The following is a 16,968-nucleotide window of genomic DNA, read 5'->3' on the forward strand; positions in this document are numbered from 1 at the left end:
TCACAACTTCAGGTCGAGCAACCCATCACCCAGATCCTCGTCAGACAACGTCTGCTGGATCAGGGCCCGATGCGCCTGCTCGCTCCACAATTCGAACTTGTCGCCCATACCGAGCAATACCGCCTTCTTCTCAATGCCCACCGCACCGCGGTGGCTGGCGGGGATGCTGATGCGACCGTTGCCGTCCAGTTCCAGATGGGCGGCCGAGCCGACCAGCTTCTGCTGCAACAGGCGCACGACGCGCTGGGTGTTGGGCTTGGACATCACATCGTCGCGGACCCGCTCCCATTCCGACTCTGCATACAGCCACAGGCAGCCGGCTTCGAACGGGTTGTAGGTCAGCACGAGACGGTTGTTGCTGGCGCGCGCGACGAGGTCGCGGTAAGCGGTGGGAACCGCCATGCGCCCTTTGTCGTCAACTGTGATGGCCGTCTCGCCCTGGAACACGACGCCTGCACCTTGTCCTTCGCCCGGTGAAACATTGAACCACGAAAACCCACAAAACACCCGGATTTCCCTCTGATGCCCACCTTAGCAGCGGGCCGAGGGTTGTCAACAACTTTTCAGCGGGGAAATCGCCAGCCGCATCAATGGCTTGCAACAACCTTTAGAGAATTGTTCAAGGCTTATCCACAAGTTGCTGATCCGTCTCAATTTTTGAGATTGAACGGAAGTTCAGGGGCGTGGAGAGGGCGTGAAACATCGGCCGCGCATTCATCCGGAACGGGCCGGAAACGGCGCCGGACTGCGCAAACCGTGCACAATGAGGCCATGTGCCTGCTCGCTCTTGGCTGGATGCACCACCCGCGCTGGCGGCTGGTGATGACCGGCAACCGTGATGAGTTCCACGCCCGCCCGACGGCGGCGCTGGCCCCCTGGCAGGATGAGACGTCCGTCATCGGCGGGCGCGATCTGCGCTCCGGCGGTGGCTGGGCCGGGGTTGGCGCCTCGGGCCGGATGGCGGTGGTCACCAACGTCCGCGACCCGCTGGCGGCCCAGACCGGCCCGTCGCGGGGCGCGCTGGTGGCCGACTTCCTGCGCGGCCGCGACCCGGCCGCCGTGCATATCGACCGATTGGCGACCGTGGCTGGCGCCTATGCCCCGTTCAATCTGTTGCTGGCCGATAGCGACAGCCTGGAGTACCTCGGCAACCATCCCGCCGAACGGCAGACCCTCGGCCCGGGCGTGCACGGCATGTCCAACGGCGCGCTGGACGCGCCCTGGCCGAAGACCCGGCGGCTGATGGCGGCCCTTGAAGCCTGGCTTCAGAAAGACGGGGTCAGATCCCTTTCGCACAGCGAAAGGGATCTGACCCCGGACCTGACCCCACTCTGGAATGCCCTGGCCGACGAACACCGCCCTGCCGACAGCGACCTGCCCGACACCGGCATCGGCCTGGAACGCGAGCGCTGGCTGAGCCCGGCCTTCATCCGTGGCGATGACTACGGCACCCGCGCCAGCACCGTGCTGCTGATCGACGCCGACGGCCATGGCGAGATCCACGAACGCCGCTTCGGCCCGCAGGGCGCTCCCAGCGGCCAGAGCCACGTCATTTTCTGACCCGGTCATGACGGCCCTTGGCCGGATGCTCTTGGCGGGGGGGGGGTAGTGCCGGCCGCTGGCCGGCAACCTCTGGATCTTCGGATGCAGCATGAAGTCGCCGGCCAGCGGCCGGCACTACCCGCAGCGTGCTGTCGCGATCCACGCGACGGCAGTCGTCATCGCAGCGGGCCTGAAACGTCATTCAGCTTCCAGCCGCGACCACGATCCGTCCGTGCCACAGGGGTTTCAGCATCACAGCCATCCGACTGTGCCCTTTTCGCAATCGGCACTGTGTCTATAAATGTCGCCCCTGACCTCCCAGGGTGATCGCGCCCGGCACCTCGCCGCGCCATCGACCGCAACCCCAAGGAGGCCCCATGCGTCGCATTCTCATCCTGTTCGCCACCCACCTGCTTGCTCTCGGCCTGGGCTTCGGCCTGGGCATCTATCTGCTGCCGATCCTGATCGCCCCCGATGACCCGCCGGTCACGCAGGTGCAGGCCGCGATGAACGACGCCACCTATCGCACCACCTTCCGTCGCGACCTCAAAGGCAGCGACGCGGTGCACTGGGCCGAAGGCAAGGTCAGCGTCAGCGCCACCCAGGTTGCCTTCGACGGCAAGATGGGACCGGGCCCGGACTACAAGGTCTACCTGGTCCGCGACTTCGTCGACAACAAGGCCGACTTCCTGAAGATCAAGGCGCAGGCCCAGCGCATCGGCGAGGTGAAGACCTTCAACCGCTTCCTGGTGGATGTGCCCGCGAACGTGGACGTGGACGACTACACCACGGTGGTGGTGTGGTGCGAGCGCTTCTCGCAGTTCATTTCCGCCGGGCAGTACCGCACGCCGGGCTGAGGACAGCATGGGGTCGGATCCCTTTCCTCCGGAAAGGGATCCGACCCCGCAATCACGGTAGCTCCACGCCATGCGTGGAAGAAGAAGGAGGCGGAGCCGGCCGATAAGCCGGGTTCTGTCGTGGACAGTCATTCCTCTAGGCGTTACGTCACCGCAACGCTCAAGCAACCTACCCGGATCCAACGCGGGCCGCGCCAAAGGATCCCTATTTGGTCTTGCTCCAGGTGGGGTTTGCCGTGCCGGTCTGTTGCCAGACTCGCGGTGCGCTCTTACCGCACCATTTCACCCTTACCGGCCTTCCGAAGAAGACGTAGGCGGTATCTTTCTGTTGCACTTTCCGTCGGCTTGCGCCGCCCAGGCGTTACCTGGCACCTTGCCCTGTGGAGCCCGGACTTTCCTCGGCACCCCCGAAGGGATGACGCGACTGTCTGGCCGGCTCCGCCAGCGCATATTCTAGCGTACGCAGGTCCTTCCTGCCGTGCTGATCGCGGCGTCCGGTTCATCCATCCACGCATGGCGTGGATCTACTGCAGTAGCGCCACGCCATGCGTGGCTGCAGCAATCCATCAACTACCGTACAACGCCTTGCGCGGCGCGCCGGTCAGTTCCGCGGCCAGTTTGGCGGCGGTGGACGGTGGCAGGTGCTCGCTCAGCTTCGCGTAGACGCGGCGGCCATGTGCCAGCTGCGCTTGCTCGTCATCACCCGCGCCCTGCACCATCACCACGAACTCGCCCTTGCGCTGGTTGTCGTCGGCCTCGACCTTGGCCAGCAGGCCCGCCAGGTCACCATCGAGCACGGTCTCGAACAGCTTGGTCAGCTCGCGGGCCAGCACCGCCGGGCGTTCGCCACCGAAGATCGCCGCCATGTCGGCCAGCGATTCGGCGATGCGGTGCGACGATTCGTAGAACACCATCGTGCGCACTTCGCCGGCCAGCGCCTGCAGGCGGTCGCGGCGGCCGCTGGCCTTGGCCGGCAGGAAGCCCTCGAAACTGAAACGGTCGCTGGGCAGGCCGGCCACGCTCAGCGCGGCGATGGCGGCACAGGCACCGGGCACCGGGCTGACCTTGATGCCCGCCGCGCGCGCGGCACGCACCAGGCGGAACCCGGGGTCACTGACCAGCGGGGTACCGGCATCGCTGACCAGCGCCAGCGACTCGCCGGCCTGCAGGCGCGAGACCAGGCGCTGCGCCAGGGCCTCTTCATTGTGTTCGTGCAGGGCCACCAGTGGTTGCTGGATGCCAAAATGGGACAGCAGCTGGCCACTGCGGCGGGTGTCCTCGGCACAGATGGCCGCCACCGAACGCAGCACCTCCTGCGCGCGCGGGCTCAGATCGGCCAGGTTGCCGATCGGGGTGGCGACGACGTACAGGGTTGGGACACTCATTTCAGCGGTACTCACGGGGCAAGGGTAGAATCGTAGCGTGTACCCGGCCAAGGCCGCTGCCCTCATCGCATGGACCCGATCATGAACAAGCCCGCCGCACGGTTCTCCGCCCTGTCGTTGTCGCTGATGCTGCTGGCCGGTTGTGCCACCACCAGCCTGACCAGCACCCCCGATTCGCCGGCCCAGGGCCAGGCGCTGGCGCTGATCGAACAGGGCAAGCCGCGCGACGCCGCACTGCAGCTGGAAGGCCTGGCCGCCACGCTGCGTGGCGGTGCCCGCAGCAACGCACTGGCCGATGCGGCCTGGGCCTGGCATCTGGCCGGTGACAGTGCCCGCGCGCGCAGCCTGCTGGGCCAGCTCACCGCCCGCCAGCTGTCCGGCGCCAGCCTGCAGCGCTACCAGCTGACCGGTGCCGAGCTGGCGCTGGCCGACAAGCAGCCGGCGCAGGCGCTGGCCCTGCTGAAGGATCATGCCGACAGCGTTGCGGTCGGCCTGCGCACCCGCTGGCTGCTGGCCCGCGCCCAGGCCCTGCAGGGCACCGGCGATGCCTTCGGTGCCGCCAACGAGCGCGCCCGTGCCCATGCCGGCCTGACCGGCAGCGCGCGCAGCGAGAACCAGGCCGCCATCGCCGGCCTGCTCGGCACCCTCGACGACGCCACCCTGCGCAGCCGTGCCGCCGCGCTGCCGGCCAACGACCCGCTGTACAACTTCGCCGGCCGTGCGCTGATCGCGCGCGGCCTGCCGCTGCCGCGCCCGTTCGACCGCGATGGCGCGGCCCAGTTCGACACCAGCAAGCGCCCGCCGGCGATGAGCGACGGTTACCGCCCGCCGGCCAAGCTGGCCGTGCTGCTGCCGCTCAGCGGCCGCCTGGCCACCGCCGCGCAGCCGGTGCGCGATGGCCTGTTGAGCGCCTACTACGGTGAAAGCCGCCGCCGTCCGGACATCAACTTCTTCGACACCGCCGGCACCCCGGCCGGTGCCCTCGCCGCCTATGACAAGGCGGTCGCCTCCGGTGCCGACTTCGTGGTCGGACCGCTGGGCCGCGACGAAGTGGACGCCGTGTACGGCCGCCAGCAGCTGCAGGTGCCGGTGCTGGCCCTGAACCGTGGCAAGGACGCACCGCCGGCCGGCAGCGCCGGTTTCTCGCTGGCACCGGAAGACGACGGCATCGTCGCCGCCGAATACCTGCGTGGCCGCGAACGCAACCGCGCACTGGTGATCAGCAGCAATGACGACACCGGCCGCCGTTCCGCCGCCGCCTTCGCGCAGCGCTTCGCACAGCGCGGTGGGCAGGTGGTGGCCACCTTCAACGTCAGCGATGCCGTTGGCGATGTCGGCGCGCAGGTGCGCAATGCCGGCCAGGTCGATGCGGTGTTCCTCGCCGTGCGTGCACCGCAGGCCCGCCTGCTGGCGCCGCAGCTGGCGCTGGCCGGTGCCGGTGGCGCCACCCGCGTCGGCACCTCGCAGCTGACCGTCGGCAGCGGCAAGGTGGAAGAAGACGTGGCCCTGGACGGCATCGTCTACCCGAATGAAGCCTGGAACGTGCGCAGCGTGTCCGGCCTGCCCTCGGCCAGCCAGGTGGCCAGCACTCTGCCGAGCGCACGCGGTGCGGCCGGCCGCCTGTTCGCCTTCGGCGCCGACGCCTGGAAGATCACCGCCTATCTGGACAAGCTGTCCAACGAAGGCGGCCTGGACGGTGCCACCGGCACCCTGTTCCTGGACAGCAACGGGAACATCCTGCGCCAGCCGGCATGGTCGACCTTCAATGGCGGCCGGCCGATGCCGATCGTCGGTGGTCGCTGAGCGCAGCCAACGTGGCTCGGCGGTGGAAGCCGCCGCCGAGCAGCATCTGCAACAGGCCGGACTGCAGCCGCGCGCGCGCAACGTGCGTTATCGCGGCGGTGAACTGGACCTGGTGATGGACGATGCCGGCATCGTGGTGTTCGTGGAGGTGCGCTATCGCGCGCGATCAGAGTACGGTGGCGGTGCCGCTTCAGTCGATGCGCGCAAATGCCGGCGCCTGGCGCATGCCGCGCAGCTGTACCTGCAGGACCACCCCGCGCTGGCCAATGCGCCCTGCCGCTTCGACGTGGTGGAAGCCAGTGGCGAACCGCCGCAGCTGCATTGGCTGCGTGACGCATTCCGGCTGGATGATTGCTGATGTGTACTGTCCGCCTTGGTAGAAGCCGACCTTGGTCGGCGCGTCTGTGCCAACCAAGGTTTGCCCCCGCCAGAGCGCAGCCTGGCCGGCACTACCATGGTGCGTGACTGATGCCTTCGATCATCACCCATGCCGCCGTGCCGCTGGCGCTGTGGTGCGCCGCTGATCGTGGCCGCATCCCGCCGCGCCTGCTGGTTGCAGGCGTGATCGCCGCGATGCTGCCCGATGCCGATGTACTGGCCTTTGCGCTGCACATTCCCTATGCGGATGCCTTCGGCCATCGCGGTGCCAGCCATTCGCTGCTGTTTGCCGGCGTGCTGGCGGCATTGGCGGCGGCGTTGGCGTTCTTTGGTAGTCGCCGACCTTGGTCGGCGCAGCACAGCTCCGGTAGTCGCCGACCTTGGTCGGCGGTTTCGTGCCAACCAAGGTTGGCACCTACCAAGGCAGGGCCAACGGTGGCATCGACCGTACAAGCCGCTGTATTCGTCTTCGTCTGCGCCGCCAGCCATCCACTGCTGGATGCGATGACCTCCGGCGGCCTCGGCGTCGCACTGGCCTGGCCGTGGAGCGAACACCGCTTCTTCGCACCGTGGCGACCGATCCGCGTTTCACCCTTCGCCCCACAGTTCTTCAGCGCACGCGGCGTGGCTACCCTGCTCTCCGAACTGCGCTGGGTGTGGCTGCCACTGGCCGGCGCCGTTGTCGCCTGGAAACTGATCCAACCCGCTCCTGCTGCCTCTCGAGATCCGTCATGAGTCCTGCCCTGCCTGCTGCCCTGGTCGCCGAACTGTCCACCCTGCTGGGCGCGGAGGGCTGGCGCATGGATGACAGCGCGCTGGAGGCCAACGCGCAGGACAATTCATGGCGCCGCCAGCGTCCGGCAGCCGTGGCGCTGCCCGCCGACGTCGAACAGGTTCAGGCACTGGTACGTGCCTGTCGCGCGCATGGCGTGGCGCTGGTCGCGCGCGGCGCCGGCACCGGCACGACCGGTGCAGCCGTCCCGCGGCCGGGCAGCATCGTGCTGTCGTTCACCCGCATGGACCGCATCATCGAGATCCGCGCCGGTGATCGCTGCGCGGTCGTGCAGCCCGGCGTGCTCAATGGCACCCTGCAGCAGGCACTGGCCCCGCATGGCCTGTTCTGGGCGCCGGATCCTTCCAGCGCCGAGATCTGCAGCATCGGCGGCAACCTCGCTTGCAATGCCGGCGGCCCGCGCGCGGTGAAGTACGGCACCAGCCGCGACAACGTGCTGGGCCTGGTGGCGGTGACCGGCACCGGCGAGCTGATCCGCTGCGGTGGTGCCTACACCAAGGACGCCACCGGCTACGACCTCACCCATCTGCTGGTGGGCAGCGAAGGCACGCTGGCACTGATCGTGGAAGCCACGCTGAAGCTGACCCCGTTGCCGGTCAGCCAGGCCGGGCTGCGCGTGCTGTACCGTGATGCCGATGCTGCTGCGGCCGCCGTATCGCGGTTGATGTCGCAGCCGGTGGTACCCACCCGCCTGGAATTCATGGACGCGCGCAGCCTGGAGCTGCTGCGGCTCAATGGTGCTGACGTGCCAGAGGCCGGTGCGATGCTGCTGGTCGAGGCCGATGGTGACCACGACACCCTGCCCTATCTACTGCAGGCCCTGGCCAGCGCCGCCGAAGGCGACGGCATGATCGAACTGGACGTGGCGATGGAAGGCCGCGCACGCGACCAGCTGTGGGCGGCGCGCAAGGCGCTGTCGCCTGCGCTGCGCAGTGTGGCGCCGGGCAAGATCAATGAAGATGTAGTGGTCCCGGTGTCGCGCATTCCGGAGCTGGTGGCCGGCGTGCAGGCGCTGGCACGTGACTACACGCTGACCATCGTCACCTTCGGCCATGCCGGCAACGGCAACCTGCACGTCAACATCCTCTACCACCCGGACGATGCCGACGAGAACACGCGCGCGCATGCCGCGCTGCCAAGGATCTTCGAGCTGACGCTGGCATTGGGCGGCACGTTGTCGGGCGAACACGGCATCGGCCTGGCCAAGCGCGATTTCATGGCGCAGGCCTTCACCCCGGAAACGCTGGCAACGATGCGCGCGATCAAGGCCGCGCTGGACCCGGACGGCATCCTCAACCCCGGTAAGGTGCTGCCGCCGGCATAGACTGCGCGCACTCCTGCGCGCTCCTGTAGAGCCGAGCCATGCTCGCTGCTCTTCGACCAGATCGCGATGACGCCCGCGCTGTGCGCGCAAGCCGAGCGTGGGCTCGGCTCTACAACGAGGTGTCGTTCACCTTCGCGCTCCTGTAGAGCCGAGCCATGCTCGGCTGCTCTTCGACCAGATCGCGATGACGCCCGCGCTGTGCGCGCAAGCCGAGCGTGGGCTCGGCTCTACAACGACGTGTCGTTCACCTTCGCGCTCCTGTAGAGCCGAGCCGTGCTCTGCTGCTCTTCGACCAGATCGCGATGACGCCCGCGCTGTGCGCGCAAGCCGAGCGTGGGCTCGGCTCTACAACGACGTGTCGTTCACCTTCGCGCTCCTGTAGAGCCGAGCCATGCTCGGCTGCTCTTCGACCAGATCGCGCAAGCCGAGCGTGGGCTCGGCTCTACACCGTCTTGTCGGCTGCGATATCGATCAGGGTCTGCCGGAAGCTGGGCAGCAGCACGCGGTTGCCATGGCCGCTCAGGTGATCGTTGTCGAAGAACAATGGTTCGCCGTCTTCCACCGCCAAACAGGCTTGCGGCCCACACAGCAGCGGCAGCGGATCCCACACGGTGAGCGATGGATGGTGCGCTGCCAGCTCGGCCAGCAACGCCATCTGCGGCGCCCGCAGCCTCTCCAGATCCGCGCGCGACATACTCAGACCTCCCGCGCATGCCGGGTTGTGGCGGTTGAACCAGTCTGAACAGCGGTACGCACCGGCCTTGAACAGCGGCAGCGGTGCGTCGATCACCACCTGTACGCCCAGCTTCTGCAAACGCCCCAGCACGCGATCGGCTTCGTCGCGTGCAGCCTGTGCATGCGCGGGCGTGCGTTCGGCCAGCAGCTGTTGATAGATCTGCTGTGCATCCTGCCGCTGCCAGTCGAACCCACGCAGTTCCGGCATGCGCAAGGCCGCCAGCAGCACGATGTCACCCGGGCGCGCCTCGCGTTCGATGGTCGACAGCGTGTCTTCAATGAAGTCCTGGCAGTCGGCCGGGCTGGCCCGCAGCAGGTTGACGAAGCTGCAGCCGCCGCGATCCTGCTGGCGTACCTCCATGCCGGTCTGGCGCGCGACCATGCTGGTCATGGTGCGATACGCCGCTGCATGCGAGTCGCCCACCACGAACAGGCGCCGCCCGTCGAGCGCTGGCGCACTCACCGGCTCCAGCGGTCGCCACGCCGGGTAGCGGCGCGCCTGCCATGCATAGCCGTCGCGGGTCACGCTCAGCGAGACCTGCTCGTGGTACTCCACCGTTGCCCAGGCGCCCGCACCGCACAGCGCCACCAGCGGCAACGCCATCGCCAGCACCTTGGCCGGTGCCAGCCGCAGCAGCGGCGCCGCACTGCGCAGCGGGCGCTCGATGAAGTGGTAGGACGCGGCCGACACCGCCAGCAGCAGCACCGGATACAGCCACAGCGCGACGCCATGCAGGCCATAGGTCCAGCGCAGCAGTACCAGCAGCGGCCAATGCCACAGGTACAGCGAATAGGACAGCCGACCCAGGTAGGCCAGCGGTGCGCAGCCCAGCGCACGGGCGATGCGCGATGTCCCCGCTGTCGACACGCCCGCCAACAGCAGCAGGGTACCGGCCACGGTCGCCAGCACGCCCGGCACCGGCATCGCCAACTGCGGGGCGATCAGCACACCCGCGGCCAGCAGCGCCAGGCCCGCCACGGCAGCCGCGTCGCTGCCCTGGCGTGGCGTACGTTTATGCATCCACTGGTAGAGCAGCGCACCTGCGGCCAGCTCCCAGAACCGCGCCGGCAGCAGATAGAACGCCGACGCCGGCGCCGATCGCGCCTGCCAGCCCGCCCACGCCAGCGACAGCATGGTGAGCGCCGGCAACAGCCAACGCGCCCCCGGCCAGCGCTCACGCCCGCGCAGCCACACGAAGAACAACAGCGGGAAGACCAGGTAGAACTGCTCTTCCACACCCAGCGTCCAGGTATGCAGGAACGGATTGAGTTCAGCGCCGGGCGAGAAGTAATCGTCCTGCTGGCCGGCCAGCACGATGTTGCTGAAACCGACCAGCGCGGCCCAGCCGGCCTGGTCGAACTGCTCATTGCGCCACGCGCGGGGAATGAACAGTGCCGACAGTACGAAAGTGGCCATCAGCATCACCAGCAGCGCCGGCAACAGGCGCAGCACGCGACGCCGGTAGAAATCGAGCAGCATCGCACCCAGCGATGCTTGGGCGCGCGAGGCCAGCGACTGGCTGATCACGAAGCCGGATACCACGAAGAACAGGTCCACACCGGTGAAGCCGCCGGGCAGCCACGTCGCGTTGGTGTGGAAAAGGACGACGGCCAGCACCGCCAGTGCACGCAGGCCATCGATGGCGGCGTTGTGGGAACGTTCGGGAGAGGACACGCGGGCAACCGGCAGAAGACAGGGCGGCAGCATCGCCACCGTTTGCGCAGTCATTCAATGGACAATCGCGACAGACGTGGACAACGTTCAGGTCCAGTCCCGGATCGGCGCGGTTGTAGAGCCGAGCCATGCTCGGCTGCCCTTCGTCCAGATCGCAGTGAGCCGAGCATAGGCTCGGCTCCACAGCAGCAACTGGGGGGTCAGAGCCCATTGCCTTGGCAATGGGATCCGACCCCGCCGCAGGCGCGCTTACCAGGCCATGCGCAGGCCCAGCTGGCCGCCTACGTTGCGGTAGCCATGATCGCCGCGCTGCACGCTCATGCCACCCCACGCACCCCAACGCTGGCCCAGCCTCAGCTCGGCACCGGCCTGCACTTCATAGCGGTTGCGCGGCACGTCCGCAGCCAGCGTGTCGCCGTTGAACTGCAACGTACTGGTGCCGCTGCCACGCAGCCAGTTCACGCCCAGGTACGGCTGCACGGTGTTGCCGGCGGCCGTGCCATGGCCGAACACACGCACGCCCAGGCGCCCGCTAAGGCCACCGGCGTCGGCATGGTCGACCACCGTACCGTTGCTCTCCACGTGGCGATCGGCGCGGAAATCGACATGGCTCAGCTGCAGTTGTGGCTGCACATACAGTGCGCTGGCGGTGTCCTGCCACACATTGAATGTGTAGCCGGACTCCAGTGACGCAGTGGCCATGCGCGAGTCGTAGTGCTCCGGCGCCAGGCCGATGCCCTGCACGCGGTTATCGAAGCGGCCGTACTGCAGGGCTGCATCCACATACGCGCCCCGCGTGCCGTCCGCTTCCTGCATCCAGGTGCCGTACACACCCACGGCGCTGCCACGCACCCGGCCCTTGGCGCTGTAACCGGTCAGATCGGACATTACGCTGCTGTCGGCGCGGCCGCTGCCCAGCATCACACCGGCAACCGCGTTGCCACGCTGCAGCAGGTCAGTGCCGATCTGCAACATCGAGGTGTTGCCATCAATCGACAGCTGGCCGCCGACCGCGCTGAAATCCGCCTGCTGCCGACCCACGCGTGCCCAGGCCTGGCGCTCGCTGCCCATCGAACGCGCGCCATTGCGCTCGTGCATGCGGTGCGCGAACAGGTTGATTGCCGCCGACTGGTTGGCCAGGTAAGCCCCCGCTTCCGGGCGCAGCACCGGTGGCGGCAGGATCGGATCGCCCGGATCAGTCGGATCAGTCGGATCAGTCGGATCGCCGGGACCAGTCGGATCGGTTGGATCCGGATCCGGGCCCGGATCGACCACGCACCCCGGTGCGGCCGGGTTGTCCTGGCAGATATCGAACCACTGCGAACGCAGATACCAGTTGCCATCGGAAGGATCGGCCAGGCCGCCCTGGAACAGGAAGTACTCGTACGATCCGCCCACCGCGCGGCCGCTCAGCGTGTAACTCGCCAGCGATGCACCGTCGATCTCGATCAGCGCGATGCCATCCACGGTAGGTGCGCCTACGCCACCGATGTTCTTCACCGCGATCAGCGCGTCGCCGGAGCTGTCGCCGCGCACGTGCACGCGGTCCATCGCGCTGTCATCGCCGGCCAGCGTGCCCTGGAACAGGAACGTCGCCCCTGCGCTATGCAGGTCGCCGTCCACGGTGAGGGTATTGAAGCGACCACTGCCGTCGGACAAGGCCACGCCACTGTTGAGCACCTGCAGTTCGCCCACCGTGGCATCACCGGTCAGTGTCCATTGGCTGCCACTCTCGATCGCCATCGTCTGCACCAGATCCGACGAACCCTGCCATAGCGATCCATCCGCCAGCCGCACATGCACGTCCGACTGTGGCGGCAGTCCAGCGTCCTCGTCTTCCGGAGTAATGACGATGTCACCCACCATCTGCGAGCGCCCCTCCAGCAGCACGTCGAAACGCCCGGCCACCGCCGCATCCAACGCCAGCGCGATGCCATTGCCGCCCGATACCACCGCACCGTTGGACAATGTCAGGCCCGGGTCGCGGCTGCTGCGCACCCACACACCACCATGCTGGACGCTCACCAGCGAGCCGCCGTCGATACGCATCCGACCGTTGTCATTGATCACCGCCGCCCACGCGCCCTCGCCTTCGGTGCGTACATGGGTGTTGTTCAAAGCGATCTGCCCAGCACCACCGGCAATGACACCGTGCGAGGATCGGCCAAGGGTCTGCAAGCGGCTGTCGACCAGCGTGACGGTCCCGCCGGTGCGTGCAATCGCCGCAGCAGACCCATCACCCTCGGTCAGCACCTGGGAATCGACCGCCTCGATCCCGGGCGGCCGCCCGGCGCCACCCTGCGCATACAGACCATGGGCAGAACGCCCCCCTGTGCGCAGGTTGGTACTGAAAAGCTGCGCGCTGCCGCCCCGTGCATCAAGGCCGAGCCCACCGTCTCCCTGGGCCACCACTGAAGACTCACTCAGCACCAGCGTGGAATCGTTCGGCATCCAGATGGCGGTACCTGCAGACGTTGCAAGCGAGCTGCGCTCCACTGTCACGACGTTGCCTCGGCCATTGATATCCAATGCGACCAGCTCGCTGCGGATACTGCTGTCACGCAGGTTCACGCTGCCATTGTCCATCAGCCTCAGTCCCGTATTGCCGGACAGCTCGCTGCTCTGCACGTCCAGCGCACCACCTGACTGATCGACGGCACGACCATGGGCGCCCTGCACGCTGATGCGGCTGTCGGAAACGTTTACGCTGCCTCCCATCGCCAGACCGACGGCGGCGTCACCGCGCATGTCGATGTCCACACCCTTCATCACCAGGCGCGCGCCGCGATGCGCCGTTGCGGCCACACCCGAATGACCCACGCGTCCAATGCTCGCGTCCTGCAGGACGACCTCGGCCGTGCCGGTCGCCAGGACACCATTGCCCGCGTCACCCGCCATGTCGATGTGGACCCCATCCAGCGTTGCTGTGCCCGCATTCGCATACAGACCGTAAGTACCGTAGCGGTTCACCTGCAACTGAGCGCCCTGAACCTGCAGCGTGCCCCCCATCAACCGCAGCGCATCGCCGCCAGTGCTGCGGACCTGCACGTTTCTCAGCACGGCATCCGCCCCCTGCACCTGTACCCCGTGGGCGCTGTTGCCGCGTGTCTCGATCACTACATCGGCGGCCTCCAGCCGGGCGCCCGTAGCAACTGACGCGCCTGCTGCGGAGATGCCGGTGGTGCTCACCGATGCGCCCTGCAACGAGATCAGGCTGCCGGTACCTTCGGCGTGCGCAGCGTGCGCTCCGCGTCCTTCGGTGGAGAGGTTGACCGGCCCTGTCGGAAGAATGCGGCCGCCGTTGACTGCGTAGAAGGCATGCCCCGACGGGTCGCCCGGCAGCACCGGCTCAGTGGTGTGGTAATCGCCTTCGGCGGGCATCTGGTCGTCGCCGTCGGCCACGATCTGCTGGGCCGAGGCGGGAATGCTTGCAAGCAGTGCAATGGCGAGGGCGGCGGCCAGCGCATGGTGGCGTGGGGTGGGTGTGTGCATGGGGTTGCTCCTGAAAGGAGGCGCCATGCTCGTCATCTCCGTTCACTGCCTCCATCGAATCACTTGCAACTCACCTGCGACAGGCTGTCGCAGTGCTGGCTGAAAGCTGAAGGCGCTACCGGTGTTCAGTGTGCTTTACAACTTTTTGCATGGGTTCGGCCGGGCTGCGCACAGAGACTGGCGCCAGTCCGGTAGAGACACTTGACTTCGCAATTGCCCGCCCTTCACGCCATCGTCACAGAGATGAAGGATATACGGCACGTCGTCTGAATGCGGTTGCGTCGTGTCGCGTCTCTTCCCCTTCTCCGACACAAGGATTCCCCCATGAAGCGCACCGCCACCGCCTCCCATCCTCCGACGCCGCGCCTGTTGTTCCGCAGCCTGCTGCTGGCACTGGCATCCCTTCCCTCCGGCGTCGCCCTGGCCGGTGATCTCGATGGCCAGACTGCGGAGGTCGGTGCTGGGGATCCGGTCGAAGCGTGGACGTTGAAGAACGGCTCGCTGCTGACCGTGAATGACGGCGCAACCCGCAATCTGACCGCTGCTGACTCGACCGTGGTGCTGTCCAACACTAGTGTGGATGCGACGACGGCGGGCCCCGCTGTGCGCCTCTCCGGCGCCTCGGTCCTGGCGGCTCGATCGACGCAATTCAACGGTGGCGTCCATCTTGTCGACAGCAGCACCGCCTGGATCGAAGACAGCCAGATCTCCGTCGCGGCGGGAGCGGGCGTGCATCCCGGCATTGCCAGCGTAGGCATCGACCTCTCTCCTGCTGGGGGTGCCTTCCCACAGAACGCGTTCGCAACGGTGCGCAACAGCACCATCCGTGTCGAGGATGCGCCCGGCACACCTGACATCAACAGCGGGCTGGGCGTACGTCTGATGGGGGGCACGATCCATCTGGAAGGCTCCCGCATCGACGCCGACAACATGGCCGCACTGCTGGCGCCCTCAGCGGCTGGCCAGCCCCCGATCGAACTTCGTGTTGACCACTCCGTGCTCCAGTCCCGTCGCGGCGCCGCAATCCGCGTCGCACCGCGCGCGCCGGATGCCGAGTACCAGATCACCGTCGCGAACGGGTCACAACTTGTCGCAGGCGACGGGAATCTGCTGCTGATGAGTTCGTGGACCGGCAACCCTGTCGCCGCCGACAGTCGTGTCAGCTTCACAGTGGACGACGCGCGGCTGATCGGTGATGTCAGGCTCGATACGGCAACGGTTGCCAACGGCACGATCAACGTAACCCTGCGCAACAAGGCGCAGATCGACGGCCGCTTCCTCAACGTCACTTCGGCCAGCATCGACAGCGACAGCACCTGGCTGATGACCGGCGACAGCAATGTCGGCCACCTGGCGCTGGGCAACACCGGCACGGTGGCGCTGGGCAATGGCAGTACGTTCAACACGCTCACCGTGGATACCTTCGACGGCGCCGGTGGCACCCTGCTGTTCAACACCCAGCTGGGTGACGACAGCTCGGCCACCGACACGCTGATCATCAAGGGCGATTCGAACGGCCAGGCCAACGTACGCGTGCTCAATGCCGGTGGCGCGGGCGCCAAGACCGACAAGGGCATCGAGCTGATCCGTGTGGGCGGTGCGTCCAATGCGCAGTTCGACCTGCAGGGCCGCGCGGTGGGTGGGCAGTACGAGTACTTCCTGTTCAAGGACGCGACCAACGGCGGCTGGTACCTGCGCTCGGAACTTGCCGGGGCGCCGGATCCGTGTGTGATCGACCCGACGCTGCCGGAGTGTAAGCCGGTCGATCCGGTGGACCCGGTGGATCCGGTCGATCCGGTCGATCCGGTCGATCCGGTCGATCCGATCGACCCCACGCCGGTGCTGCGCCCGGAAGCCGGCGCGTACCTGGCCAACCAGTTCGCGATGAGCCAGCTGCTGCGCCACGGCTGGCACGACCGCCAGGGCGGCAGCACCGCCGCCGTGGATGGCGTGCGTGGCTGGGCCCGCGTGGACGCTACACAGAGCAAGCTGTCGGCGGTGGAAGACCAGCTGGACCTGCGCGTGGACCGCTCGCGCCTGCAGCTGGGTGCGGACATCGGCGTGTTCGACAACGGCCAGGGCCGCGTGGGCCTGATGGGCACGCTGGCCAGGTCCGACGCCACCTCGCGTTCGCAGCTGACCGGCTACAGTGCACGCGGCAAGATCAACGGCGGCGCGCTGGGCGTGTACGGCAACTGGAGCAACGATGCACTGTATGTGGATGCCAGCGTGCAGCGCGGCCAGTTCCGCAACCGCGTGCAGGGCGAAGGCCTGGCCGAGGAACGCTACGACTCGGACATCTGGCAGAGCTCGCTGGAAGCCGGCTACCGCATTGGCATCGGCCAGATCGGCAGCACCGCGCTGAGCCTGCAGCCGGAACTGCAGCTGACCTACACCGACGCCAACACCGATCGCCACGAAGAAGCCAACGGCACGGTGGTGCGCAGCCTGGGCGACAACGGCCTGTCCGGCCGCGTGGGCCTGCGCCTGCAGGGTGAAGGCCGCAGTGCCGCCGGTGCATCGGTCAGCCCGTATGTGGTGGCCAACTGGTACCGCGATGGCGCCAGCAACGGCATGGCGTTCGATGATGAAGCACTGAAGGCCAGCGTGCCGCGCAACCGCTACGAGCTGAATGCCGGTGCGCGCGTGGACTTCCGTTCCGGGCTGAGTGCCTGGGGTGGCTTCGGCGTGATGCGCGGTGACCATGGTTACCGCGAGGCGACGGCGAACCTGAGCATGTCGTACAAGTGGTAAGGTAGAAATACGCACGGCGCCGGATGATTCCGGCGCCACTTTTCTTTGCTCTTGTAGAGCCGAGCCAACGCTCGGCTACGTTCTGCATCAGCCAAGCAAGCTCGGCGCCGTCAGCGCAGGGGAACCATGGACCTGTCTGGTCAATGCCTTCTTCCAGCAGCGATCCACTCTTTGGGCTGATTCGGGCTGATTTGGGCTGATCCGGCCAGAGGAGCAATCAGGATGGGCCT

At 67.3% G+C, this 16,968-nt stretch carries 11 protein-coding genes and 1 other RNA gene; 7 read left to right on the forward strand and 5 right to left on the reverse strand.

Annotated features, from left to right (window positions below; all coding sequences use genetic code 11):
* A complete protein-coding gene (locus tag ACUVWL_RS14275; protein ID WP_008266948.1) occupies positions 1-402 on the reverse strand; it encodes a division/cell wall cluster transcriptional repressor MraZ in 402 nt (133 codons plus the stop codon).
* A gap of 369 nt (positions 403-771) precedes the next feature.
* Between ACUVWL_RS14275 and ACUVWL_RS14280 the strand changes: the two genes are divergently transcribed.
* Together ACUVWL_RS14280 and ACUVWL_RS14285 are read left to right on the forward strand one after the other, a co-directional pair.
* Positions 772-1,560 (forward strand): NRDE family protein, encoded by a 789-nt coding sequence (locus tag ACUVWL_RS14280; protein ID WP_111205762.1) that lies wholly within the window; start codon positions 772-774, stop codon positions 1,558-1,560.
* Positions 1,561-1,919: 359 nt separating this feature from the next.
* Positions 1,920-2,399: a DM13 domain-containing protein gene (locus tag ACUVWL_RS14285; protein WP_049405822.1), complete on the forward strand. Its 480-nt coding sequence runs from the start codon at positions 1,920-1,922 to the stop codon at positions 2,397-2,399.
* Between the two features lie 88 nt (positions 2,400-2,487).
* Here the strand turns inward: ACUVWL_RS14285 and rnpB are convergent.
* Both rnpB and rsmI read right to left on the reverse strand, forming a co-directional pair.
* Positions 2,488-2,839, reverse strand: an RNA gene (gene rnpB / locus ACUVWL_RS14290) — RNase P RNA component class A.
* A 126-nt stretch (positions 2,840-2,965) separates the two neighbouring features.
* Positions 2,966-3,784, reverse strand: a complete 819-nt coding sequence (gene rsmI, locus ACUVWL_RS14295) for a 16S rRNA (cytidine(1402)-2'-O)-methyltransferase (RefSeq protein ID WP_014645933.1) — start codon at positions 3,782-3,784, stop codon at positions 2,966-2,968.
* Between the two features lie 81 nt (positions 3,785-3,865).
* On the opposite strand from rsmI, the gene ACUVWL_RS14300 reads away from it, so the two are divergent.
* From ACUVWL_RS14300 to ACUVWL_RS14315, 4 genes are all read left to right on the forward strand, one after another.
* A complete protein-coding gene (locus ACUVWL_RS14300) occupies positions 3,866-5,587 on the forward strand; it encodes a penicillin-binding protein activator (RefSeq protein WP_032956659.1) in 1,722 nt (573 codons plus the stop codon).
* A complete protein-coding gene (locus tag ACUVWL_RS14305) occupies positions 5,577-5,945 on the forward strand; it encodes a YraN family protein (protein WP_041864068.1) in 369 nt (122 codons plus the stop codon). The genes ACUVWL_RS14300 and ACUVWL_RS14305 overlap by 11 nt, the downstream gene beginning before the upstream one ends.
* A gap of 110 nt (positions 5,946-6,055) precedes the next feature.
* On the forward strand, positions 6,056-6,700 hold the full coding sequence (locus ACUVWL_RS14310; protein WP_049440207.1) for a metal-dependent hydrolase: 645 nt from the start codon (positions 6,056-6,058) through the stop codon (positions 6,698-6,700).
* Positions 6,697-8,082 (forward strand): FAD-binding oxidoreductase, encoded by a 1,386-nt coding sequence (locus ACUVWL_RS14315; protein WP_445978477.1) that lies wholly within the window; start codon positions 6,697-6,699, stop codon positions 8,080-8,082. The genes ACUVWL_RS14310 and ACUVWL_RS14315 overlap by 4 nt, the downstream gene beginning before the upstream one ends.
* A gap of 442 nt (positions 8,083-8,524) precedes the next feature.
* On the opposite strand, the gene ACUVWL_RS14320 is transcribed toward ACUVWL_RS14315, so the two are convergent.
* The gene (locus ACUVWL_RS14320) at positions 8,525-10,546 is read right to left on the reverse strand and encodes an acyltransferase family protein (protein WP_445978478.1); all 2,022 of its coding nucleotides are present in this window, start codon (positions 10,544-10,546) and stop codon (positions 8,525-8,527) included.
* 195 nt (positions 10,547-10,741) lie between these two features.
* Positions 10,742-13,984: an autotransporter family protein gene (locus ACUVWL_RS14325; RefSeq protein ID WP_445978479.1), complete on the reverse strand. Its 3,243-nt coding sequence runs from the start codon at positions 13,982-13,984 to the stop codon at positions 10,742-10,744.
* 324 nt (positions 13,985-14,308) lie between these two features.
* Between ACUVWL_RS14325 and ACUVWL_RS14330 the strand changes: the two genes are divergently transcribed.
* The gene (locus tag ACUVWL_RS14330) at positions 14,309-16,738 is read left to right on the forward strand and encodes an autotransporter family protein (protein WP_445978480.1); all 2,430 of its coding nucleotides are present in this window, start codon (positions 14,309-14,311) and stop codon (positions 16,736-16,738) included.
* The last annotated feature ends 230 nt before the right edge of the window (positions 16,739-16,968 follow it).

It is taken from the genome of Stenotrophomonas muris, assembly GCF_052751275.1.